We start from the raw sequence: 21,015 nt of genomic DNA, 5'->3' as shown, positions 1-21,015 counted from the left end.
TGGCTGAAAGTCACTCGCCCAGGTCGTCGCCTCTGGGCACCTGCGGCAGCCGGACCCGGAAGGTGGCCCCGCCCCCCGGCGTCTCGACCACCTCGACCGAACCGTGGTGGGCGGTCACCAGAGCCGCCACGATGGCCAGGCCGAGGCCGGTGCCGGTGTTGCCGTCCGCCCGTCGGGTCCGGGCCGCGTCGGCCCGGTAGAACCGCTCGAAGACCCGCTCCGACTGTTCCGGGGACAGTCCCGGACCGGTGTCCGCCACCTCGACGACCGCGAGGTTGCCCGTCTCGGCTCGTAGGCGCACGCTGACGTCGGCTTCCGGCGGTGTGTGGGTCAACGCGTTGGTCACCAGGTTGCCGATGATCTGCCGCAGCCGCGCGTCGTCGGCGTAGACGACGAGGGGGCCGGAACCGGGCTCGATCTCCAGCTCGATCCGCCGGTCCGGGGCGATCGCGCGGGCCGCCTGCACGGCGTCGGAGGCGAGCACCGGCAGCTCCACCGGGGCCAGCGAGAGCGGCCGTTCCCGGTCCAGCCGGGCGAGCAGCAGCAGATCCTCGACCAGCAGACCCATCCGGGCGGCCTCGTCCTCAATCCGGCGCAGCAGCCCGGAGGTCTGCTCCGGCGCGCGGGCCGCGCCCTGGCGGTACAGCTCGGCGAAGCCACGGATGGTGGTCAGCGGAGTCCGCAGCTCGTGCGAGGCGTCCGCCACGAACTGCCGCATCCGCTCCTCGGAGCGTCGGGCCCGCGCCTCGGACGCCTGGGCCGCGGCGGCCGCGTCGCGGGCGGTGCTCTCCGCCGAGCGGGCCGCCGTCTCCGAGGCCGCCCGGGCGGTGAACGCCGCCTCGATCTGGGTGAGCATCGCGTTCAGCGCGCGGGAGAGCCGGCCCAGCTCCGAGGTGGGTTGCTCGTGCCCCTCCTCGGGGTCGGGCACCCGGCGGGTCAGGTCGCCACCGGCGATGGCGGCGGCGGTCCGCTCGATCTCCACCAGGGGCTTGAGGCTGGTCCGCACGATTGCCGCGCCGACCGACGCCAGCATGATCAGTACCGCGCCGCCGACCAGCAGGTCGATCCAGACGAGCTGCTTGACCGCGCGGTCGACCTCGGTCAGCGGCTGGCCCACGGCCAGCACCGAGCCGTCCGGCTGGGCGGCGTAGTAGACCCGCCACCGGGTCCGCCCGTCCTGGGACAGGACCGTCTTCGGCTGCCCCTCCAGGTCCTCGAAGCCCGCGCGGGTGGTGGGGAAGCTGGGCAACTGTTCGGGGGAGCGATTCACCTTGTCGTAGTACGGCCGGGACACCCTGCTCTCGTCGGCCAGCGAGACGACGTAGTCGCTCGGGAGCGTCACGTTTACCTCGCCGCTGCGCAGACCCGGGAGGTACTGACCAAGACCCTGGGTGGCCGACCGGATCTGCCCGTCCACCTGGTCGACCAGGTAGTTGTGCAGGAAGTAGGCGGTCAGCGAGCTGATCACCAGCAACGCCGCGGAGACCAGCGCGAGCACCGAGGCGACAAGCTTCACCCGCAGCGGTACGCCCCGCAGCCGTCCCTTCGCCTGCTGGACCGGGTTCACGCCGCCGGCTTGCGCAGCACGTACCCCACGCCGCGAAGGGTGTGGATCAGCCGGGGCTGACCGGTGTCGACCTTGCGCCGCAGGTAGGAGATGTAGGACTCGACGATGTTGTCGTCGCCCCGGAAGTCGTAGTTCCAGACGTGGTCGAGGATCTGCGCCTTGGACAGCACCCGGTTGGCGTTGAGCATCAGGTAGCGCAGCAGCTTGAACTCGGTCGGCGAGAGCTGCACCCGCTGCCCGGCGCGGTGCACCTCGTGGGTCTCCTCGTCCAACTCCAGGTCGGCGAAGGTGAGCCGGGACGGTGCCTGCTCGCCGGTGGTGGTGCGGCGCAGCACGGCCCGGATCCGGGCGGTCAGCTCCTCCAGGCTGAACGGCTTGGTGACGTAGTCGTCGCCACCCAGGGTGAGCCCGCGGATCTTGTCGTCCGTGGCGTCCCGCGCGGTCAGGAAGACCACCGGGGTACGCGTACCGCCCTCGCGCAGCATCCGGATGACCTCGAAGCCGTCCAGGTCCGGCAGCATCACGTCGAGCACGACAAGGTCGGGCCGGTGGTCCTTGGCGGCGTTCAGGGCCGCGCTGCCGCTGGTCGCGGTGGCCACGTCGAAGCCCGCGAAGCGCAGGCTCGCGGAGAGCAGTTCGAGGATGTTCGGGTCGTCCTCGACGACGAGAAGTCGCGCCTCGGTCTGGGTAGCGGGCATGGGCCCAATCATCGGTGAACTCACTGCACCGGCGCTGGACGCTTCCTGGAAAAATCCTGTGAGTCGCGGACCGGTCAGCGCAGGAGCCGGCGCAGCCCGTCCAAGGCGCCGTCGAGCAGTCGGATCGCCGTACGCAGTTGAGTGTCGCTGAACTGTCGCGCCCGCGCCAGACGGCCCACCTCGGCGGTGAACGCGGCCAGCCGCTGGTCCAACTCGTCGAGCAGGGCGGCGCGCGGCGCGTCGCCCGACGGGGGCCGGTACGACGACGCGGGCGGCACCCAGCGCGCCCGTCGGGTCTGGCGGGTGGCCTCGCTCAACTCCCGCTTGAGGTCACGCGTCGAGCCACGCACCTCGCTGCGGATCTCGCCGGCCAGGGTGGAGAGGTCCGCCACCGAGGCCGCGATGTCCGCCTCCAACGCGGCCAGCTCACCGGCCCGCTGGCGCAGCTCGTCGAGGCCGGCGTCGGTGATGCCGTACGTCTTGCGCCCACCGGCGGCGGTGTGGGTGACCAGCCCCTCGGCCTCCAGCCGTTGCAGCCGGGGATAGATGGTGCCGGCGCTGGGCGCGTAGAGCCCGAGGAACCGGTCCTCCAGGAGGCGGATCAGCTCGTAGCCGTGCTTGGGACCGTCGTCGAGGAGCTTGAGCAGGTAGAGCCGGAGCCGTCCGTGGCTGAACACGGCGGTCACGGCAGCTCCTCGGAATCGTCGTCGACCGCTCGGGCGAGCAGGGCGATGCTGCCCGAGGTGGCGGAGGCCCAGAGCTTACCGGCACCGCTGCCGAGCACCCCCTCGCTGCTCGGCAGCGGATATGTCGAGCTGCGCACCTGCGGGAACCCGCTGGTGATCCGGCCTGCGGCGGTGTTCAGCCGGACCGAGAGGTCGCTGTCCTCGCGGACCCGGACGGTGATGCTGCCGGAGATCGTGGCGAGCCGGATGTCGCTGCGGCGGGGGTTGTCCAGGTCGCAGGTGATGGCACCGGAGACGGTCTGCGCCCGCACCCGCTCGGCGGCGCTGTCGGCGAGGATCACCTCCCCGGAGACGGTCTCCAGGGTGAGGTCGCCGCGCACCCCGAGCGCCTCGACCGGCCCCGAGGTGATCTTCGCGGAGGTGGTGCCGCGCAGCCCCATCAGCGTGATCTGACCGGCGGCGAGGTCGACGGTGGTCTGCCGGCGCAGCCCGGAGACGACCACCGAGCCGGCGCCCAGGCCCAGGTCGGCGAGGACGTCGGCGGGTACGGCCACCGAGACGTCCACCCGGGGGAAGCGGTGGATCGCCCGGAGCCCGCGCAGGAAGTTCGGCCAGCCCCAGTCACGCTCCTGGCGGATGCTGAGGCGGCCGTCGGAGTGGTCGATCAGCACAGGACGACGGCCGACCTCGGTGATGTCGATCCGGGCTGGCCCATCGGCGGCGACCACGTTGAGCCGTCCGCTGACGAGGCGGACGTCCAGCCGGGTGACCGGACCGTCCAGGGTGAGCCGCTGCGGCGTCTCGACCGTCCATCCGGCCATGGGTGTGCTCCTCTCGACGGCACGCCGTGGCGCGCCTCCCGAGAAGACAATAACGCGATACATCGCGATACGACAAGACTGTCGCAAGCTGGGACCACGGCGCCCGCACAGATCCGCACAGTTGGGCGAGGCCGGTTCAGGCGGCCAGGTCCAACTCCTGACCTGGGTCGGGCGTCGGTGCCGGAACGGCCTGGGTCGCCGTGGGCACCGGCCGCAGCCGGGTTCGCGCCGGGGCGGTCGCCACCAGGTGTACGGCCGACTCGGCGGCCCGGGCCAGCAACCGCCGCTCGGCGTCCTGCCCCGGGTGCAGCGCGGCGGCGATCGTCACCGAGACCACCAGTTGCCGGGCCGCGACCACCCGCGCCACCGAGCGCAGCAGGGTGTCCGCACCCAGGAAGGCGGCGACAGTGGTACCCACCCCGGTGTCCGCGCACCGGTACCCGAGTCGCAGCGGCACCACCGGAGCGCCCGCGTCGATGGCCGCCTGGAACATGGCCGGACGGAAGCCGCCCCCGGGACGACACTCGGCCGCGCCGTCCCCGGCACACCAGGTCGTACCCTCGGGAAAGACCGCGACCGAGCGGCCGGCGCGCAGCGCGTCGGCGAGCCGGCGCACGGTGGCCGGCAGTGCGCGCGGGCGCGACCGGTCCACGAAGACCGTGCCCGCGGCGGCGGCCAGCAGCCCGACCACCGGCCACGATCGGATCTCCCGCTTCGCCACCATCCGGGTCGGCGCGACCGCCAGGACGGCGAGGATGTCCAACCACGACACGTGGTTGGCGACCAGTAGCGCACGCCGCCGGGGCAGCCGCCCCTTGATCACCAGCCGGACGCCGAAGGCGCGCACCGTGCCACGGGCCCAACCACGCAGCAGGGCCTGCCGCTCGGGCGCCGGCAGTACGGGCAGCAGCAACGCCACGCCCACCCCGGCCACCAGCATGACTACCGCCGCGACCAGCCGGAGCACCCGACGGGCCACCGGCACCGTCGGCACCTCGCCGGCCGTCGGCAGGCAGTCGTCGTCGCAGCCCGACGAGGGTCGCCACAGGTCGTGCGCCACGACGCTCACCGCTCGTCCCCGCCCAGGAAGTGCCGCAGGTAGCGCGGGTTCATCCGGTCCAGCGAGAAGAGCACGTAGAAGTCCGCGCACCCGAAGTCGGGGTCGTACGACGGCTCGCCGCAGATCCACGCGCCGAGTCGCAGGTAACCGCGCAGCAGCGGCGGCACCGCCACGCGAGCGGCCGGCTCGCCGTCGACGGCCAGAGCGGCGGCCGGCTCGGCGAACCACGGGCGCAGCGGACGCACCCGCAACGGCGGCGGCGACAGGTGTCGCGCCTGAACCTGTGCCCAGACCCCGGCGACCGTACGACCACCGTCGTCGACCGGCACCGAGGCGCAGCCACCGAGCCACCGGGAGCCGCGTAGGTGCAGATAGCGGGTGAGGCCCGCCCACATCAGGTTGATCACCGCGCCGGATCGGTGGTCGGGGTGCACGCAGGAGCGACCCGTCTCGACGAGGTCGTCACGGAGCGGGTCCAGCGCGGCGAGGTCGAACTCGCTCTCGGCGTACCGCCGGTCGGTGCGCCCCGGCGGCAGCAGCCGGTACGTGCCGACCACCTGCCCGGTGCTGTCCTCCCGGACGATGAGGTGGTCGCAGTGGGCGTCGAAGGGGTCCACGTCCAGCCCGGCTCCGCCGGGGGCGAGCGTGGCGCCCAACTCGGTGGCGAACACCTCGTGGCGCAGGCGTTGCGCGGCCGCGACCTGGGTGGGGTCGTCGGCGATCAGCAGGGTGTATCCGCTGGTCGTCAGTGGCGTGCCAGCGACATGCAGAACGGCCATGGGATCTGTGTAAGGGCCCCGGGTGCCATCGGTGGACACCGCTGGTGTCGGACGGATGAACGCCGGCCGGCGGATGCCTGCGAGGTGTGTCCGTGCGAGGCTGCGGGACGGCCGGCGACGATGCCGTCCCAGCCCCACGGAGGTCACCGATGCGCATCGAGTCCCGCTACAACGGGCCCACCGGCTCCGGTAACGGCGGCTGGAGCGCCGGGCTCTTCGCCGCCGCGGCAGGACCCGGGCCGGTCGAGGTGACACTCCGTCGGCCACCGCCGTTGGAGACCACGCTGACCCTGGTCGACGGCGAGGTGCGGGACCCGTCCGGCGAACTGGTGGCCGAGGTGCGCCCGACGGACGTCGTGGACGCGGTCGTACCGCCGGTCGACGCGGAGACGGCGGCGGAGGCGGCCACCCGCTACCCCGGGTTCGCCGCGCACCCGTACCCCGGATGTTTCGTCTGTGGTCCGCGCCGTACCGACGGGCTGCGGATCTTCCCCGGGCGGCTGCCGGACGGCCGGACCGCCGCGCCGTTCCGCGTACCCGAGGAGGTCGGCGACGCCACCGTGTGGGCCGCGCTGGACTGCCCCGGCGGCTGGACGGTGCTCGCGTCGGACCGCCCGTACCTGCTCGGTCGGATCGCCGCCGTGGTCACGGCCCGGCCGGCGCCCGGCGACGAGTGCGTGGTGACCGGCGCGCTGATCGGCGTCGACGGCCGCAAGGCGTTGGTGCACACCAGCCTGTACGGGCCGGGCGGCGCGCTGCTCGGCGCGGCGCGGGCCACCTGGATCGCCCGCTGAGGCCCCGGCGTCGTCCCGGGCGTCGTTCGCAAGGAGGACCACGCCGTAGGTACTCGGGCTGATTGACCTTGTTGCTCGGTACCGTCACGCTGTGCCACGGCGTACCTCGACGCCACACGGGAGGAGAACGATGACTGACGGGCAGCGAAGCCCCACCAGCGACGGTCAGATCGTGGTGTCCGGTCTGACAAAGCAGTACAAGAACGTGCGGGCGGTGAACAACCTGTCCTTCACCGTGGCACCGGGGCGGGTGACCGGCTTCCTCGGCCCGAACGGCGCCGGCAAGACCACCACGCTGCGCATGCTGCTGAACCTGGTCACGCCCACGGGCGGCACGGCCACCATCAGCGGTCACCGCTACGCCGACCTGTCCGACCCGCTGCGGCACGTCGGCGCGATCCTGGAGGCGTCCAGCGCGCACAAGGGCCGCACCGGCATCAACCACCTGCGGGTGATCTGCGCGGCGGCCGGTCTGCCTCGGACGCGGGCCGACGAGGTGCTGGAGCTGGTCGGGCTGACCCCGGCCGCGAAGCGCAAGTTCAAGGGCTACTCGCTGGGTATGAAGCAGCGGCTCGGTATCGCCGCGGCGATGCTCGGCGACCCACGGGTGCTGATCCTCGACGAACCGGCGAACGGGCTGGACCCGGAGGGCATCCGGTGGATGCGTGGGTTCCTCAAGAACCTCGCCCACGAGGGCCGCACGGTGCTGGTCTCCAGCCACCTGCTGTCCGAGATGCAGTTGCTCGCCGACGACGTGGTGATCATCGCGGCCGGGCAGCTCGTCCGGCAGGGGCCGGTCGAGCAGGTCCTCGGGTCGATGGCGCAGGGCGCCCAGGTCCGGGTCCGTACCCCGCAGGCCGAGGCGCTGACCACCGCGCTGAAGGCGCAGTCGGCGACCGTCACCACCGACGAACACGGTGTCCTGCTGGTCTCCGGGGTGGACGCCCCGACGATCGGCCGGGCAGCCCTGACCGCCGGCGTGGAACTGCACGAACTGACCACCGAACGACCCGACCTGGAACGGGTCTTCCTGGAGCTGACGGCCGGAAAGGCGGACATCCGATGAACCTGGTCCGATCCGAGCTGCTCAAGATCCGTACCACCAACACCTGGTGGATCTTCGCGCTGATCAGCCTGCCGCTGTGGGCGCTCACGCTGCTCATCAACTGGTTGCAGGCCGACGCCCTCACCAGCACCAACCCCGCCGAGGTGGGCGACCAGGCCGCCCAGTTCGAGGCTGCGGCCACTCCGGACGCGCTCTCGTCGAACCTGTTCACCACCGGGCAGTTCTTCGGCCTGCTGATCATCATGCTGCTCGGCATCATCGTGGTGACCAGCGAGTTCTTCCACCAGACGGTCACCACCACGTTCCTCACCGCACCGCACCGCACCGCGGTGATGCTCGCCAAGTTGGTCGCGGCGGGCGTGCTGGCACTGCTCTTCTGGCTGGTCACCACCGTGTTCAACCTGATCGCCGGCTCGGCGGTGCTGAGCGCGGTCGGGGTGGACTCCCAACTGGGCAACGACGCGGCGTGGCGGGCCATCGGGTTGAACCTGCTCGCGTACCTGCTCTGGGCGGTGTTCGGCGTCGGCATCGGCGTGCTGATCCGCAGCCAGATCGGCGCGACAGTCACCGGCATCCTGCTCTACCTGGGCGGCTCGATCGGTGCGGCAGTGGTGATCGCCATCCTGGCCGACCGCTGGGGTGACTGGATCAACAACCTGCAACTGCTGGTGCCGTCGTTGGCGTCGTCGCTGATGGTCACCGGGACGGACATCCCGGGCAACCCACCGCGCTGGGCCGGCGCGGCGGTGCTCATCGGGTACGCGGTGGTCACCGGCGTGGCCGGCTCCCTGCTGATCCGTCGGCGCGACATCTCCTGACCGACGACGTTCCGGGGTGGCGGCGGCACGGCCGTCACCCCGGGACGGTCTCAGGAGGCGGCCGCACCACGCCCGTCACCCCGGAGTCTTCCCACCCGTCACCCGCCAGGGCAGCCCCGGCCGCCGCTGACGGGTATGCACTGGGTGATCTGCGGAGCCGGCTCCCGGTCGGCGGGGACGTGCCCGGTCAGCCCGCCGGTGGCCATGCTGCCGACCAGCGCGACGGCCACGTAGATCAGCGCCACCCCGCCGAACGCCCAGGCGAAGTGCCGACGCCACACCGCGTCCCCGGCCAGTACGGCCAGCAGCAGGCCCATCACCGGCAGGGCCCCGTTGAGCAGGAGCCCGATCGTCAGCAGGGCGTCGGTGGTCGCGCCGAACGCCTGCGCCTCGTCGTGGGTCGGCGTGTACGGCTGGGAGACGCGCCGGAGCACGCCCACCAGCAGCAGGAACGGGACTCCGTAGAGCCAGGCGAAGAAGAGCCCTCCGAAGCCGAGGCGCTTCATGCCAGCCCCGCGAGGACGGCGACGCAGAGCGTGAAACTGACCCCTGCGGACAGCGTTCCGGCGACCACTGCCGACGGGACGAGCCGGACGGCCAGCGCAGCCACCAGGGCCGTCACGAACAGCAGCCCGACGAATATCGGCGCGCCCCACACCAGCGCGACGAACGCCAGCGACTCCCCCGGCGACAGGCAACTGAACCAGGCCGCGCAGTCGTCGTCCGGCGGCGTGCTCGGAACGCTTGTGGTGCCCACCGCCACGGCCGCGATGGCGGTGACGTACCAACCGGCCGCCACCGCCATGCTCCTGCCGTAGCGCCCCCGTGCCCCGTGTCGATCCATGCGCCCGATCCTCGCGTAGGAGCGCCCACGGGACATCCGTCGGGATACTCAGTCCCGCCGTAGCAGCCAGCGGCGATCACCGCAGGGGTTGCCGAACTTCTGGCATCTTCTGTGAATCGGGCCACCCGACCGAGGCGGAAATGCCGGGGCGATCCGTACGGCGTAGCCTGGGAGTCGTCTGTCCGTTCTCCTTGATCGGACGTGACGGGCACCGCGTGACACACAAACCCGCGTGAAAGAGGCGATTACCGGCCGTGTCGACCCAGCAGACTTCGCAGGAGAACCCACTGGCGGGTTTCGGCCCGAACGAGTGGATCGTCGAGGAGATGTACCAGCGCTACCTCGCCGACCCAACGAGCGTCGATTCGGCCTGGCACGACTTCTTCGCCGACTACCGGCCAGCGCCCGGCGCCGCCACACCGCGCGGTGCTGACCCCGCCGGCAAGCCGGCCGCAGCCCCCGAGCCGGACGGTCAGCCGGAGGCGGCAGCCACGGTGAGCCAGCCGGCCGCCGCCCCGAGCGCCGCGCCGGCCAAGTCGGCCGCGAAGGCGCCCGCGCCGACCGCCGCCCCGGCCAAGAGCGCCCCGGCGCCCGCCAAGGGGACGCCGGCCAAGCCGGCCGCGAAGGCGCCCGCGCCGAGCTCCGACGGCCCGCAGACCACGCCGCTACGGGGTGTGGCCGCGAAGATCGTCCAGAACATGGACGCCTCGCTGAGCGTGCCGACCGCGACCAGCGTGCGCGCGGTCCCGGCCAAGCTGCTCGTCGACAACCGCATCGTGATCAACAACCACCTCGCCCGCGGGCGGGGTGGCAAGGTCAGCTTCACCCACCTGGTCGGCTACGCGATGGTCCGCGCGCTGGTCGAGCACCCCGAGATGAACAACTCGTTCGCCGAGGCCAACGGCAAGCCGGCCGTGGTCCGCCCGGCGCACGTCAACCTCGGCATCGCCATCGACCTGGCCAAGCCGGACGGCAGCCGCAACCTGGTGGTCCCCTCCATCAAGGGCTGCGAGCAGATGGACTTCCGGCAGTTCTGGCAGGCGTACGAGGACGTGGTCCGGCGGGCGCGGCGCAACGAGCTGACCATGGAGGACTACAGCGGCACCACGATCTCGCTGACCAACCCGGGCGGCATCGGCACCGTGCACTCGATGCCGCGGCTCATGCAGGGGCAGAGCGCGATCATCGGCGTCGGCGCGATGGAGTACCCGGCCCCCTACCAGGGCATGTCCGAGGCCACCCTCGCCGAGCTGGCCGTCAGCAAGATCATCACGCTGACCAGCACGTACGACCACCGGATCATCCAGGGCGCGCAGTCCGGCGAGTTCCTCAAGGTGATGCACGAGCTGATCCTGGGCGAGCGCGGCTTCTACGACCAGATCTTCACCTCGCTGCGCATCCCGTACGAGCCGGTGCGCTGGATGCGGGACGTGGCCGTCAACTCCGAGGGTCAGATCAACAAGACCGCCCGGGTGCACGAGCTGATCCACGCGTACCGCGTGCGCGGTCACCTGATGGCCGACACCGACCCGCTCGAGTTCAAGATCCGCAAGCACCCCGACCTGGACGTCCTCCAGCACGGGCTGACCCTGTGGGACCTCGACCGCGAGTTCCCGGTCAACGGCTTCGCCGGTCGGCAGCGGATGAAGCTGCGCGAGATCCTCGGCGTGCTGCGTGACTCGTACTGCCGCCGGGTCGGCATCGAGTACATGCACATCCAGGACCCGGAGGAGCGGCGCTGGATCCAGGAGCGGATCGAGCGCAAGTACGAGAAGCCGTCGGCCGACGAGCAGAAGCACGTGCTCAACCGGCTCAACGCCGCCGAGGCGTTCGAGACCTTCCTGCAGACCAAGTACGTCGGCCAGAAGCGCTTCTCGCTGGAGGGCGGCGAGTCGCTGATCCCGCTGCTCGGCGAGATGCTGGAGTCCTCCGCCGAGAACGGCCTGGACGAGGTCGTCATCGGCATGGCCCACCGTGGTCGCCTCAACGTGCTGGCCAACATCGTCGGCAAGCCGTACGAGAAGATCTTCTCGGAGTTCGAGGGTCACCTCGACCCGCGCTCGACGCAGGGCTCCGGCGACGTGAAGTACCACCTGGGTCAGAACGGCAAGTTCACCACCCCGGACGGCGAGCACGTCGTCAAGGTGTCGCTGGTGGCGAACCCGTCGCACCTGGAGGCCGTCGACCCCGTGCTGGAGGGCATCGTCCGGGCCAAGCAGGACCGGATCGACCTCAAGCTGGAGGGCTACACCGTGCTGCCGCTGGCAGTGCACGGCGACGCCGCGTTCGCCGGCCAGGGTGTGGTCGCCGAGACGCTCAACCTGTCGCAGCTGCGCGGCTACCGCACCGGTGGCACCGTGCACGTGGTCGTCAACAACCAGGTCGGCTTCACCACCGCCCCGGAGTACAGCCGGTCCAGCCTCTACAGCACCGACGTGGCCCGGATGATCCAGGCGCCGATCTTCCACGTGAACGGCGACGACCCGGAGGCCGTGGTCCGCGTGGCCCGGCTGGCTTTCGAATACCGGCAGGCGTTCAACAAGGACGTCGTGATCGACATGGTCTGCTACCGCCGGCGCGGCCACAACGAGGGCGACGACCCGTCGATGTCCAACCCCCAGATGTACAAGATCATTGACTCGAAGCGTTCGGTGCGCAAGCTCTACACCGAGGAGCTGATCGGTCGCGGCGACATCACCGTGGAGGACGCGGAGGAGCTGCTGCGCGACTACCAGGCGCAGCTGGAGAAGGTCTTCAAGGCCACCCGGGACGCGGCCGCCACGCCGCGCCAGCTCAACCGCCCCCGCCGCGAGGAGGAGCCGGAGCCGGCGGTCGACACCGCCACCGACGCCGCCGTCGTCAAGGCGATCGGCGAGGCGCACGTCAACCTGCCGGAGGGCTTCACCCCGCACAAGCGCATCCAGCAACTGCTGGACCGGCGCTCCAAGATGTCCGTCGAGGGCAACATCGACTGGGGCTTCGGCGAGATCATCGCGCTCGGGGCGCTGCTGCACGACGGCGTCACCGTCCGGCTCGCCGGGCAGGACTCGCGGCGCGGCACCTTCGTCCAGCGGCACGCCTCGGTGGTCGACTCCCGCACCGGCGACGACTACCTGCCGCTGAAGTCGCTCACCGGCGACGGTGAGCGGTCCCGGTTCTTCGTCCACGACTCGCTGCTCAGCGAGTACGCGGCGATGGGCTTCGAGTACGGCTACTCGGTGGAGAACGTCAACGCGCTGGTCGCCTGGGAGGCCCAGTTCGGTGACTTCGTCAACGGCGCCCAGTCGGTGATCGACGAGTTCATCTCCTCCGGTGAGGTGAAGTGGGGTCAGCGCTCCGCCGTCACCCTGCTGCTGCCGCACGGCCACGAGGGCCAGGGCCCGGACCACACCTCCGGTCGCCCGGAGCGGTTCCTGCAGATGTGCGCCGAGGACAACATGCGGGTGTCCATTCCGACGACCCCGGCGAACTACTTCCACCTGCTGCGCCGCCAGGCCCTGTCGCCGAAGCGCAAGCCGCTCGTGGTGTTCACGCCGAAGTCGCTGCTGCGGCACAAGCTCTGCGTCTCCTCGGTGGAGGACTTCACCACCGGCACCTTCCAGCCGGTGCTGCGCGACACCGCCGCCCCGGCGCCGGAAGCGGTGAAGCGGGTGCTGCTCTGCTCCGGCAAGGTCTACTACGACCTGTTCCAGGCCCGGCAGGAGCGCGGCATCACCGACACGGCGATCATCCGGATCGAGCAGCTCTACCCGCTGCCGGTGGAGGAGATCCGCGCCGCCCTGGCGCAGTACCCGAACGCGGAGGACTTCGCCTGGGTGCAGGAGGAGCCGGCCAACCAGGGCGCCTGGTCGTTCGTCGCGCTCAACCTGCTGGAGCACCTCACCGACGTTCGGCTGCGGCGGATCTCCCGCCCCGCCGCGGCGGCCCCGGCGGTCGGCTCGGCCAAGACCCACGAGGTCGAGCAGACCGCGCTCATCGAGGCGGCACTTCCCCGCCCGTGACCTGACCGCACCGCGACAGCCGGGGCAGGGCCGTTCCCACGGTCCTGCCCCGGCTCGCGTCGGTCCAGCCGATCACCGACCCACCCGGCCCACGCCGGGCCGAGCACGAGGACGTACGCCGTGTACTTCACCGACCGTGGCATCGAGGAGCTGGTCGAACGCCGGGGTGACGAGCAGGTGACCCTGGAGTGGCTGGGCGAGCGCCTGCGCGACTTCGTCGACCTCAACCCGGAGTTCGAAACCCCCATCGAGCGCCTGGCGACCTACCTGGCCCGCCTGGACGACCCCGACGACGAAGACGCCTGACAGCCCGCAGACACCCCTGTGGCCCTCGGCGGGGACGGGCTCGACGCTGCCGGCGAGGGGTCGGCGCCTGTGACTTTCCTCCTTTGCTCTGCTTCAGCGGGCGCAACACCCGGTGTCCGATATCCGGACACCGGGTGTTGCGCGGGTTGAAGCAGAGCAAAGGAGGACCTCAACACCTCGCCGCCCGGCCGACGAAACGCCCGATTCCGGGTCCCTTTCTCGGCCCACGAGGCTCGGCACACTCGCGATCTTCTAGGGTGGGCCTGTGGCTCGCAGCGTGTACCTGACCAGCGTCGGTTCGGGCGGGGGTAAGTCGACCATCGCTCTCGGGCTGGCCGAACTGCTGTCGCGGCAGGTGGGACGGATCGGCGTGTTCCGGCCGCTGGTCGCCGACGTCGGGCCCGATCCGATCCTCGCCCTGCTCAGCGAGCGGTACCGGGTCGAGTTGCCGATCGGCGAGCTGGCCGGGGCGACCTACACCGAGGCAGCCGCGCTGGTCGCCGACGGCCGTCGCGAGGAGCTGATCTCGGCGATCGTGGAGCGTTACCGGGCGGTGGAGCGGCAGTGCTCGGCGGTCGTCGTCGTGGGCAGTGACTTCGACGAACCGGGTGACCCGGCGCACCCCAGCGAGCTGGCCTTCAACGCCCGGCTGGCCACGGAGTTCGGCAGCGTCGTGGTGCCGGTGGTGGACGGCTACGAGCAGGAGCCGGCGGCCGTCGCGGCGGCCATGCGCGGCGCGTACCACGATGTGGCCGACCTGGGCGCGACAGTGCTCGCGGTGATCGCCAACCGGGTGCCCGGGCCGATGACGCTGCCGGAGCTGCCGGTGCCCGCATACGCCATCCCGGAGGTGCCGAGCGTCTCGGCGCCGACGGTGGCCGAGGTGGCGGCGGCGCTCGGCGCGACCCTGCTCGCCGGGGACGACGCCGCACTCGGCCGGGACGTGCTGGACTTCGTGGTCGGCGCGGCACACGTGCCGACCCTGCTGGGCCACCTCACCGAGGGAGCGCTGGTGATCACCCCCGGCGACCGGGCCGACCTGCTCGTCGCCGCCAGCGCGGCCCACGTGGCCGGGCAGGTGTCGGTGGCCGGGTTGGTGCTCACCCTGGGCGAGCAGCCCGATCCCCGGGTGATGCGGCTGGTGGAGGGGTTGAACACCGGCCTGGCGGTGCTGTCCGTGGGCAGCGACAGCTACGACACGGTCGAGGCGTCCAGCCGGATCGAGGGGCGGCCCAGCGTGGCCAACCCGCGCAAGGTGGAGGCCGCGCTGGGCGCGTTCGAGCGAAGCGTGGACACCGACGACCTGGCCCGCCGGCTCCGGGTCAGCCGGTCGACGCGGGTGACCCCGCTGATGTTCGAGAACGAGCTGATCGACCGGGCCCGCTCGCAGCGCCGCCACCTGGTGCTCCCCGAGGGCACCGACGATCGGATTCTGCGGGCGGCAGAGATCCTGCTACGCCGGGGTGTGGCCGACCTGACGCTGCTCGGCCGCCCCGACGACATCGCCCGCCGTACCCGGGAACTGGGCATCGACCTCGGCGACGCGCGGCTCGTCGACCCGACCAGCAGCGGATGGCACGACGAGTTCGCCGCCGAGTACGCGCGGCTGCGCGCCCATCGGGGCGTCACCGCCGAGCTGGCGTACGACATCGTGGCCCAGCCCAACTACTTCGGCACGCTCATGGTGGCCACCGGGCACGCCGACGGCATGGTGTCCGGCGCGACACACACCACCGCCGCCACCATCCGACCCGCGTTCGAGATCATCCGTACCGTCCCGGACGTCTCGGTGGCCTCCAGCGTCTTCTTCATGCTGCTGCGCGACCGGGTGCTGGTCTACGGGGACTGCGCGGTGAACCGCGACCCGGACTCGGCCCAACTCGCCGACATCGCGATCTCGTCGGCAGACACCGCCGCGCGGTTCGGCATCGAACCCCGGGTGGCCATGCTGTCGTACTCCACCGGCAGCTCCGGCGCGGGCGCCGACGTGGAGAAGGTCGCCGCGGCCACCGCGATCGTCCGGGAACGCCGGCCCGACCTGCTGGTCGAGGGGCCGATCCAGTACGACGCGGCGATCGACCCGGCGGTGGCGGCGACCAAACTGCCGGACAGCCCGGTCGCCGGGCACGCCACGGTCTTCATCTTCCCGGACCTCAACACGGGCAACAACACGTACAAGGCGGTGCAGCGCTCGGCCGGGGCGGTCGCCGTCGGCCCGGTGATGCAGGGCCTGCGCCGGCCGGTGAACGACCTGTCCCGGGGCGCGCTGGTGCCGGACATCGTGAACACGGTGGCGATCACCGCCATCCAGGCGGCCGCCGGGGAGGCGTCATGAGTCGGGTCCTGGTGCTCAACTGCGGGTCGTCGTCGGTGAAGTGGCGGCACTACGACGGGGACCGCACGCTCGGCCAGGGCACCGTCGAGCGGGTCGGCGAGCCCGGCGGCGGCCCGGCGGACCACGCGGGCGCGGTCCGGGAGATCCTGGACGGGCTGGACCTGGGCGGTCTGACGGCCGTCGGGCACCGGGTGGTGCACGGCGGCCAGACGTTCACCGCCCCGACGCTCGTCGACGACGCGGTGCTGGCCGCGATCAGGAATCTGGTGCCGCTCGCTCCGCTGCACAACCCGGCCAACCTGGCCGGCATCGAGGTGGCTCGGGCGGCACTGCCGGACGTACCGCAGGTCGCCGTCTTCGACACGGCGTTCCACCACACGCTGCCGGAGGCCGCCGCGACCTACGCGATCGACCGGGACACCGCGCAGCGGTACGACATCCGCCGGTACGGCTTCCACGGCACCTCACACGCGTACGTCTCCCGGCGCACGGCCGAACTGCTGGGCCGCCCGTACGAGCAGCTCAACACGATCACCCTGCACCTCGGCAACGGAGCCAGCGCCTGCGCGGTGACGAACGGCCGCAGCGTCGCCACCTCGATGGGGATGTCACCCCTGGAGGGCCTGGTGATGGGCACCCGCAGCGGCGACCTCGACCCGACCGTGATCTTCCACCTGCGGCGGGAGGGCGGCCTGTCGGTCGACGAGATCGACGACCTGCTCAACCACCGCAGCGGCCTGCTCGGCCTGACCGGCGCGAACGACATGCGCGAGGTGCTGCAACGCCGGGCCGCCGGGGACCGGGCCGCCGCGTTGGCGTTCGACGTCTACTGCCGGCGGATCACCGGGTACGTCGGGGCGTACTACGCCCTGCTCGGGCACGTCGACGCGATCGCGTTCACCGCCGGGGTGGGCGAGCACGCCGCGCCGGTGCGGTCCGCCGCGCTGGCCGGCCTGGAACGGCTCGGCATCAGCGTGGACGACACCCGCAACGACGGCGAGGGCGACCGGGTGATCTCGCCCGACGACGCCGAGGTGAGCGTCTGCGTCATCCGCACCGACGAGGAGCGGGAGATCGCCCGGCAGACCCGGGACGTGGTCGGGGCGCACTGAAGCCGCCCCGACCGGTGGGTACGCGACCGTTCGGCACCTCGGCGCGCGAGGGCTCAGCCCATCGTCAACCAGGCGACCACGGCCACCAGCAGCACGACGACCACCGCCGCGCCGACGATGAGCGGCAGCCGGGACGGCGCGTCGGCCGGGCCGGCGGCTTCCGGCGTCTGGGAGAAGGCGCGGAACGCCTCGGTGTTGCCGCTGGGGTCGGTGTAGTTCTCAGCCATGCCGGTGACCCTAGCGAAGCCGTACCGGACGCACCGCCCCCACCTCCGCGATCCCATGGAGTCGAACCGGCCGACGAGGGTGACCTCCCGGTCGGATCGGCGCGCTCACCGTGCCGACGATCTCGGTGGCGGCCCAGATCGAGTTCAAGCAGATGTACCCGGTCTGGATGCCGGAACGTCCCCGCCGACCGAAGGACGCGGACGATCTCGCCCAGCTGCGTACCGGTCGAGTAGGTCCTCGTACACCCCGACCTTGAAGGTGATCAGGTCCAGGCACTGCGTGAGTCGGCCGAGCTGGGTCGTGACGCGTCCGTGGTGCTCCTTGAGCAGCGCGAGACGTTCCTCCTCGTTGCCCGCGCCCGCACGGACAAGGTCGGCATAGCGGCGGAGCGCGGGCAGGGGCATGCCGGAGGCGCGGAGGATGATGCAGACGGTCAGCCAGTCGACGTCGTCCTCGCTGTAGCTACGACGCCCGCCCACTCCCCGACGGATCGGGCTGACGAAGACACCCTGCTGCTCGTAGAAGCGCAGCGCGTGCACGCTCAAACCCGTGCGCTCGGCGACCTGTCCGATGCTCAGACCCGCAGTGACCTCAGCCATGCCGAGCAGGGTAACGAGGGTTGACCTAGAGCCGGCTCTAGCTCCTAGGGTCCACCGTGATCGTCACGAGAACGCCAAAGGAGCATCGGCATGCGCTATCGCACTCTCGGCGGCACCGGCATCGACGTGAGCACCCACTGCCTCGGAACCATGATGTTCGGTGCCGTCGGCAACCCTGACCACGATGACTGCGTCCGCATCGTCCACACCGCCCTCGACCAGGGCATCAACGTCGTCGACACCGCCGACATGTACGGCCGGGGGGAGTCCGAGGAGATCGTCGGCAAGGCGCTGCGCGGGCGCCGGCACGACGTCGTGCTCGCCACCAAGGTGCACTTCCCGATGGGCGAGGGCCCCAACCAGGGCGGCAATTCCCGGCGCTGGATCCTCAAGGCGGTCGAGGGGAGCCTCCGGCGGTTGGACACCGACTGGATCGACCTCTACCAGGTCCACCGTCCCGACCCCTCGACCGACATCGAGGAGACGCTCGCGGTGCTCACCGACCTCGTCCGCGACGGCAAGATCCGCGCTTTCGGTTGCTCGACCTTCCCGGCCGAGGAGATCGTCGAGGCACACCAGGTCTCCGAACGTCGTGGTCTCGGACGCCTGCGCAGCGAGCAGCCCCCGTACTCGATCCTGGCCCGCGGGGTCGAGGCGTCGACCCTGCCCGTCTGCCGGCGTTACGGCATGGGTGTGCTGGTCTGGAGTCCTCTCGCGTTCGGGTTTCTCAGCGGCAGGTACCGCAAGAACCAGCCCGTCGACCTCTCGACCGGGCGTGCCATGCTCCGGCCGGCACAGTTCGATCCCGCGATAGCCGAGAACGTCGCCAAGCTCGACATCGTCGAGCAGCTCGTCGATCTGGCGGCAAGCATCGGCTGTACGCTCCCCCAGCTCGCCGTCGCCTTCACCGTGGCTCACCCGGCCGTCACGTCGGCGATCATCGGGCCGCGAACCCTGCCGCAGCTGGAGGACCTGCTCAAGGGCGCCACGCTCGCCCTGGACGACGCGACGCTGGACCGGATCGACGAGATCGTGCCGCCGGGGACGAACCGGTACAACCCCAACGCCGCCTTTCTCCCACGCGCCCTGACCGACACGGCCATGCGGCGACGCCCTCTCGCCGAGCGGGCAGCAGCCTGACCCGCGGTGATCGGGCCCGTACACCCCGCCCAAGCCCTCCGGCCCGCACCGTCGGACAGGGCACAATTGAGTCCATGCCCCGACGCGTCACTCCCGCACTGATGGCCAGCATCGTGCTCATCGCCGGCCTGGTCGGCTGCTCAGCGGACACCCGCCCGAGCGCGAGCGGGCAGACGCCGCCGGCCGAGCCGACGACCGCCGCCGCGCCGACCCCGAAGGTCGCCGCCGGAGTGGCCCCGAAGAACACCTTCGCGGTGGGCGTACGTCAACTGGAGCTGGACCGGAACGGCCGGGCGCTGCCGACGACGCTCTGGTACCCGGCGGCCGGGCAGTCCGGCGGCGCGCCCAAGCGGTCGGCGACGGCCGCCGAGGGCCGGTTCCCGGTGGTGATGTTCAGTCACGGCCTGGGTGGGCGACCGGCCGACTATTCCAAGCTGCTGACCCGTTGGGCGGCGGCCGGTTTCGTGGTGGCCGCGCCGACGTTCCCGCACACCTCCAAGGGCGCCGACAACAACGTCCTGGACGTGCTCAACCAGCCGGCCGACGTGTCGTACGCGCTGGACCAGGTGTTGGCGCTGGACGGCACGGCCGGCGACGGACTGCGTGGCCGGCTGGACGGCGAGCGCGTGGCTGCGGCCGGGCACTCGGCCGGTGGGGTGACCACCATCGGCCTCTTCACCGCCGGTCGGGACGAGCGGCTGGACGCGGGTGTGGTGTTCGCCGGCACGGCGCTCGGGGTGGGCACCGCGTTCGCCGGTGCGGCCGCGCCGCAACTGTTCGTGCACGGCGAGCTGGACGAGGTGGTCGACTACGCGGCGGGCAAGGCGGCGTACGACAAGGTGCCCTGGCCGAAGGCGCTGCTCAGCCTGCCCAAGGGCGACCACGGGCGGGCGCTGCTCGGCGACACCGCGACGCTGCGGGTCGTCTCGGACACGTCAGTCGAGTTCCTGCGCTGGTCGCTCTACGGCGACGCCGAGGCCAGGAAGCGCATCCCCACCGACGCGACGCGCGGCGACATCGCCACCTTCGACGACCACCTCTGAACTCCGCGTCCCTCCCCTGCGCGATCTTGCACTTACTGTCGCGGCATAACGGGACACTTTTCGCTTATCGGCAACAGAAAGTGCAAGATCGCGGGGGCGGGGGCGGGGGCGGGGGCGGGGGGCGGGGGGCGGTCAGGCCGTGTGGTCGACGACGATCTTGCCGAAGGCTTCGCCGGAGTGCAGGCGGGCGAAGGCGTCCTCGACCCGGCTGAACGGGACCACGCTGTCCACCACCGGGCGGACCTCGTTCTCGGCGCAGAACGCCAGCAGCTCGTACAGCTCCCCGGGAGTGCCCATCGACGTGCCCAGGATCTCCAACTGCATGGCGAAGAGCCGACGCAGGTTGACCGACGGCTGGTGGCCGGCGGTCGCGCCGGAGACCACGATCCGGGCCATCGGGGCGGCCGACTTCATCGAGTGCTCGAAGGTCGCCTCGCCGACCGTCTCGATCACCACGTCGACCCGCTCCGGCAGCCGGGCGCCGGGCTCCACAGCGGTGGCCCCGAGAGCGGTGATCCGCTCGCGCTTGGCGGCGTCGCGGCTGGTCGCGTACACCCGCTTACCCATTGCGACGGCGAGCGCGACGGCCGCCGTGGCGACGCCGCCGCCCGCGCCCTGCACCAGCACGCTGTCGGCGTCCGCGACGCGGCCCTTGGTGGTCAGCATCCGCCAGGCGGTCAGCCAGGCCGTGGGCAGGCACGCCGCGTCGGTCGCCGCCATGCCGTCGGGCAGCGGGACCAGGTTCGACCGGGGTACGGCGACCCGCTCGGCGAGGGTTCCGGCGAAGTGCTCGGAAAGGATGGAGACTCCGCGCGGGTCACCGGGAGTGACGACGACCGGGTAGACGACCACCTGGTTGCCCTCGGCGTCCACGCCGACCGCGTCGCAGCCGAGGATCATCGGCAGCTGGGGTTCGGTGAGCCCCACCCCGCGCAGCGACCAGAGGTCGTGGTGGTTGAGCGAGGTGGCGCTCACCTGCACGGTCACCCAGTCGTCCTCCGGGTGGGTCGGCTCGGGCCGCTCACCGACGGTGAGGGCGGCCAGCGGATCGGCGTCGTCGAAGCGGGTGGCGAAGGCAGCACGCATGATCGGCACGGTAACAAGCTGAGCGCTCGTTA

The 21,015-nt window shown here is 71.6% G+C and carries 20 protein-coding genes; 9 read left to right on the top strand and 11 right to left on the bottom strand.

Translation table 11 applies throughout. The features are described from left to right. Window positions 1–10 precede the first annotated feature (10 nt). The 6 genes from ABZU91_RS11065 to ABZU91_RS11040 all read right to left on the bottom strand — a co-directional run bounded on the left by ABZU91_RS11065 (window position 11) and on the right by ABZU91_RS11040 (window position 5,611). A complete protein-coding gene (locus tag ABZU91_RS11065) occupies window positions 11–1,567 on the bottom strand; it encodes a HAMP domain-containing sensor histidine kinase (protein ID WP_355237345.1) in 1,557 nt (518 codons plus the stop codon). After that, complete coding sequence (locus ABZU91_RS11060; RefSeq protein ID WP_355052798.1) at window positions 1,564–2,265, bottom strand: response regulator transcription factor; 702 nt, start codon at window positions 2,263–2,265, stop codon at window positions 1,564–1,566. The genes ABZU91_RS11065 and ABZU91_RS11060 overlap by 4 nt, the downstream gene beginning before the upstream one ends. 74 nt (window positions 2,266–2,339) lie before the next feature. Continuing rightward, window positions 2,340–2,951 carry a PadR family transcriptional regulator gene (locus tag ABZU91_RS11055; RefSeq protein ID WP_355237342.1) on the bottom strand — a complete coding sequence of 204 codons (612 nt, stop codon included), beginning with the start codon at window positions 2,949–2,951 and terminating at the stop codon, window positions 2,340–2,342. Beyond that, complete coding sequence (locus ABZU91_RS11050) at window positions 2,948–3,772, bottom strand: DUF4097 family beta strand repeat-containing protein (protein WP_355237339.1); 825 nt, start codon at window positions 3,770–3,772, stop codon at window positions 2,948–2,950. The genes ABZU91_RS11055 and ABZU91_RS11050 overlap by 4 nt, the downstream gene beginning before the upstream one ends. A gap of 136 nt (window positions 3,773–3,908) precedes the next feature. Continuing rightward, a complete protein-coding gene (locus ABZU91_RS11045; protein ID WP_355237336.1) occupies window positions 3,909–4,841 on the bottom strand; it encodes a lysophospholipid acyltransferase family protein in 933 nt (310 codons plus the stop codon). After that, on the bottom strand, window positions 4,838–5,611 hold the full coding sequence (locus ABZU91_RS11040) for a GNAT family N-acyltransferase (protein ID WP_355237333.1): 774 nt from the start codon (window positions 5,609–5,611) through the stop codon (window positions 4,838–4,840). The genes ABZU91_RS11045 and ABZU91_RS11040 overlap by 4 nt, the downstream gene beginning before the upstream one ends. Before the next feature lie 149 nt (window positions 5,612–5,760). On the opposite strand from ABZU91_RS11040, the gene ABZU91_RS11035 reads away from it, so the two are divergent. The 3 genes from ABZU91_RS11035 to ABZU91_RS11025 all read left to right on the top strand — a co-directional run bounded on the left by ABZU91_RS11035 (window position 5,761) and on the right by ABZU91_RS11025 (window position 8,289). Further along, window positions 5,761–6,405 (top strand): hypothetical protein, encoded by a 645-nt coding sequence (locus ABZU91_RS11035; RefSeq protein WP_355237330.1) that lies wholly within the window; start codon window positions 5,761–5,763, stop codon window positions 6,403–6,405. Between the two features lie 130 nt (window positions 6,406–6,535). Then, a complete protein-coding gene (locus ABZU91_RS11030) occupies window positions 6,536–7,471 on the top strand; it encodes an ABC transporter ATP-binding protein (protein ID WP_355237327.1) in 936 nt (311 codons plus the stop codon). After that, window positions 7,468–8,289, top strand: a complete 822-nt coding sequence (locus ABZU91_RS11025) for an ABC transporter permease (RefSeq protein ID WP_355237324.1) — start codon at window positions 7,468–7,470, stop codon at window positions 8,287–8,289. Before ABZU91_RS11030 ends, ABZU91_RS11025 begins: the two co-directional genes overlap by 4 nt. Before the next feature lie 98 nt (window positions 8,290–8,387). Here the strand turns inward: ABZU91_RS11025 and ABZU91_RS11020 are convergent, their stop codons facing one another. Next, complete coding sequence (locus ABZU91_RS11020; RefSeq protein WP_355237321.1) at window positions 8,388–8,795, bottom strand: hypothetical protein; 408 nt, start codon at window positions 8,793–8,795, stop codon at window positions 8,388–8,390. Next, the gene (locus tag ABZU91_RS11015) at window positions 8,792–9,133 is read right to left on the bottom strand and encodes a hypothetical protein (RefSeq protein ID WP_355237318.1); all 342 of its coding nucleotides are present in this window, start codon (window positions 9,131–9,133) and stop codon (window positions 8,792–8,794) included. The genes ABZU91_RS11020 and ABZU91_RS11015 overlap by 4 nt, the downstream gene beginning before the upstream one ends. 254 nt (window positions 9,134–9,387) lie before the next feature. On the opposite strand from ABZU91_RS11015, the gene ABZU91_RS11010 reads away from it, so the two are divergent. From ABZU91_RS11010 to ABZU91_RS10995, 4 genes are all read left to right on the top strand, one after another. After that, window positions 9,388–13,134, top strand: coding sequence for a multifunctional oxoglutarate decarboxylase/oxoglutarate dehydrogenase thiamine pyrophosphate-binding subunit/dihydrolipoyllysine-residue succinyltransferase subunit (locus tag ABZU91_RS11010; protein ID WP_355237315.1), 3,747 nt, complete (start codon window positions 9,388–9,390; stop codon window positions 13,132–13,134). Window positions 13,135–13,254: 120 nt separating this feature from the next. After that, on the top strand, window positions 13,255–13,440 hold the full coding sequence (locus ABZU91_RS11005) for a DUF6104 family protein (RefSeq protein WP_139582193.1): 186 nt from the start codon (window positions 13,255–13,257) through the stop codon (window positions 13,438–13,440). 265 nt (window positions 13,441–13,705) lie between these two features. Then, window positions 13,706–15,775 carry a phosphate acetyltransferase gene (pta, locus tag ABZU91_RS11000; protein WP_355237312.1) on the top strand — a complete coding sequence of 690 codons (2,070 nt, stop codon included), beginning with the start codon at window positions 13,706–13,708 and terminating at the stop codon, window positions 15,773–15,775. Then, window positions 15,772–16,887 (top strand): acetate kinase, encoded by a 1,116-nt coding sequence (locus ABZU91_RS10995; protein WP_355237309.1) that lies wholly within the window; start codon window positions 15,772–15,774, stop codon window positions 16,885–16,887. The genes pta and ABZU91_RS10995 overlap by 4 nt, the downstream gene beginning before the upstream one ends. A gap of 53 nt (window positions 16,888–16,940) precedes the next feature. On the opposite strand, the gene ABZU91_RS10990 is transcribed toward ABZU91_RS10995, so the two are convergent. Both ABZU91_RS10990 and ABZU91_RS10985 read right to left on the bottom strand, forming a co-directional pair. Further along, window positions 16,941–17,114: a hypothetical protein gene (locus ABZU91_RS10990; protein ID WP_355237306.1), complete on the bottom strand. Its 174-nt coding sequence runs from the start codon at window positions 17,112–17,114 to the stop codon at window positions 16,941–16,943. Window positions 17,115–17,258: 144 nt separating this feature from the next. Next, entirely contained in the window at window positions 17,259–17,714 is a 456-nt protein-coding gene (locus tag ABZU91_RS10985; protein ID WP_355237303.1) for a MerR family transcriptional regulator, read from the bottom strand. Window positions 17,715–17,804: 90 nt separating this feature from the next. Here ABZU91_RS10985 and ABZU91_RS10980 point away from each other — a divergent pair, with 90 nt between their 5' ends. Next, window positions 17,805–18,854: an aldo/keto reductase gene (locus tag ABZU91_RS10980; RefSeq protein WP_355237300.1), complete on the top strand. Its 1,050-nt coding sequence runs from the start codon at window positions 17,805–17,807 to the stop codon at window positions 18,852–18,854. Between the two features lie 74 nt (window positions 18,855–18,928). After that, a complete protein-coding gene (locus ABZU91_RS10975; protein WP_355237297.1) occupies window positions 18,929–19,897 on the top strand; it encodes a chlorophyllase in 969 nt (322 codons plus the stop codon). Window positions 19,898–20,029: 132 nt separating this feature from the next. Here ABZU91_RS10975 and ABZU91_RS10970 read toward each other — a convergent pair whose 3' ends face one another. Next, window positions 20,030–20,992, bottom strand: a complete 963-nt coding sequence (locus ABZU91_RS10970) for a zinc-binding dehydrogenase (RefSeq protein ID WP_355237294.1) — start codon at window positions 20,990–20,992, stop codon at window positions 20,030–20,032. Window positions 20,993–21,015: the final 23 nt, after the last annotated feature.

It is taken from the genome of Micromonospora sp. NPDC005174 (assembly GCF_040608495.1).
In the GTDB taxonomy this organism is placed as follows: Bacteria; Actinomycetota; Actinomycetes; order Mycobacteriales; family Micromonosporaceae; genus Micromonospora.
Note: the sequence above shows the minus strand (reverse complement) of the source record. Positions and strands in the feature narration are given on the sequence as shown.

Coding starts and splice junctions, on each gene's coding strand:
- ABZU91_RS11060 (WP_355052798.1), bottom strand. CDS start 2,265: ATGCCCGCTACCCAGACCGAGGCGCGACTTCTCGTCGTCGAGGACGAC.
- ABZU91_RS11050 (WP_355237339.1), bottom strand. CDS start 3,772: ATGGCCGGATGGACGGTCGAGACGCCGCAGCGGCTCACCCTGGACGGT.
- ABZU91_RS11040 (WP_355237333.1), bottom strand. CDS start 5,611: ATGGCCGTTCTGCATGTCGCTGGCACGCCACTGACGACCAGCGGATAC.
- ABZU91_RS11035 (WP_355237330.1), top strand. CDS start 5,761: ATGCGCATCGAGTCCCGCTACAACGGGCCCACCGGCTCCGGTAACGGC.
- ABZU91_RS11030 (WP_355237327.1), top strand. CDS start 6,536: ATGACTGACGGGCAGCGAAGCCCCACCAGCGACGGTCAGATCGTGGTG.
- ABZU91_RS11025 (WP_355237324.1), top strand. CDS start 7,468: ATGAACCTGGTCCGATCCGAGCTGCTCAAGATCCGTACCACCAACACC.
- ABZU91_RS11020 (WP_355237321.1), bottom strand. CDS start 8,795: ATGAAGCGCCTCGGCTTCGGAGGGCTCTTCTTCGCCTGGCTCTACGGA.
- ABZU91_RS11015 (WP_355237318.1), bottom strand. CDS start 9,133: ATGGATCGACACGGGGCACGGGGGCGCTACGGCAGGAGCATGGCGGTG.
- ABZU91_RS10995 (WP_355237309.1), top strand. CDS start 15,772: ATGAGTCGGGTCCTGGTGCTCAACTGCGGGTCGTCGTCGGTGAAGTGG.
- ABZU91_RS10990 (WP_355237306.1), bottom strand. CDS start 17,114: ATGGCTGAGAACTACACCGACCCCAGCGGCAACACCGAGGCGTTCCGC.
- ABZU91_RS10985 (WP_355237303.1), bottom strand. CDS start 17,714: ATGGCTGAGGTCACTGCGGGTCTGAGCATCGGACAGGTCGCCGAGCGC.
- ABZU91_RS10980 (WP_355237300.1), top strand. CDS start 17,805: ATGCGCTATCGCACTCTCGGCGGCACCGGCATCGACGTGAGCACCCAC.
- ABZU91_RS10975 (WP_355237297.1), top strand. CDS start 18,929: ATGCCCCGACGCGTCACTCCCGCACTGATGGCCAGCATCGTGCTCATC.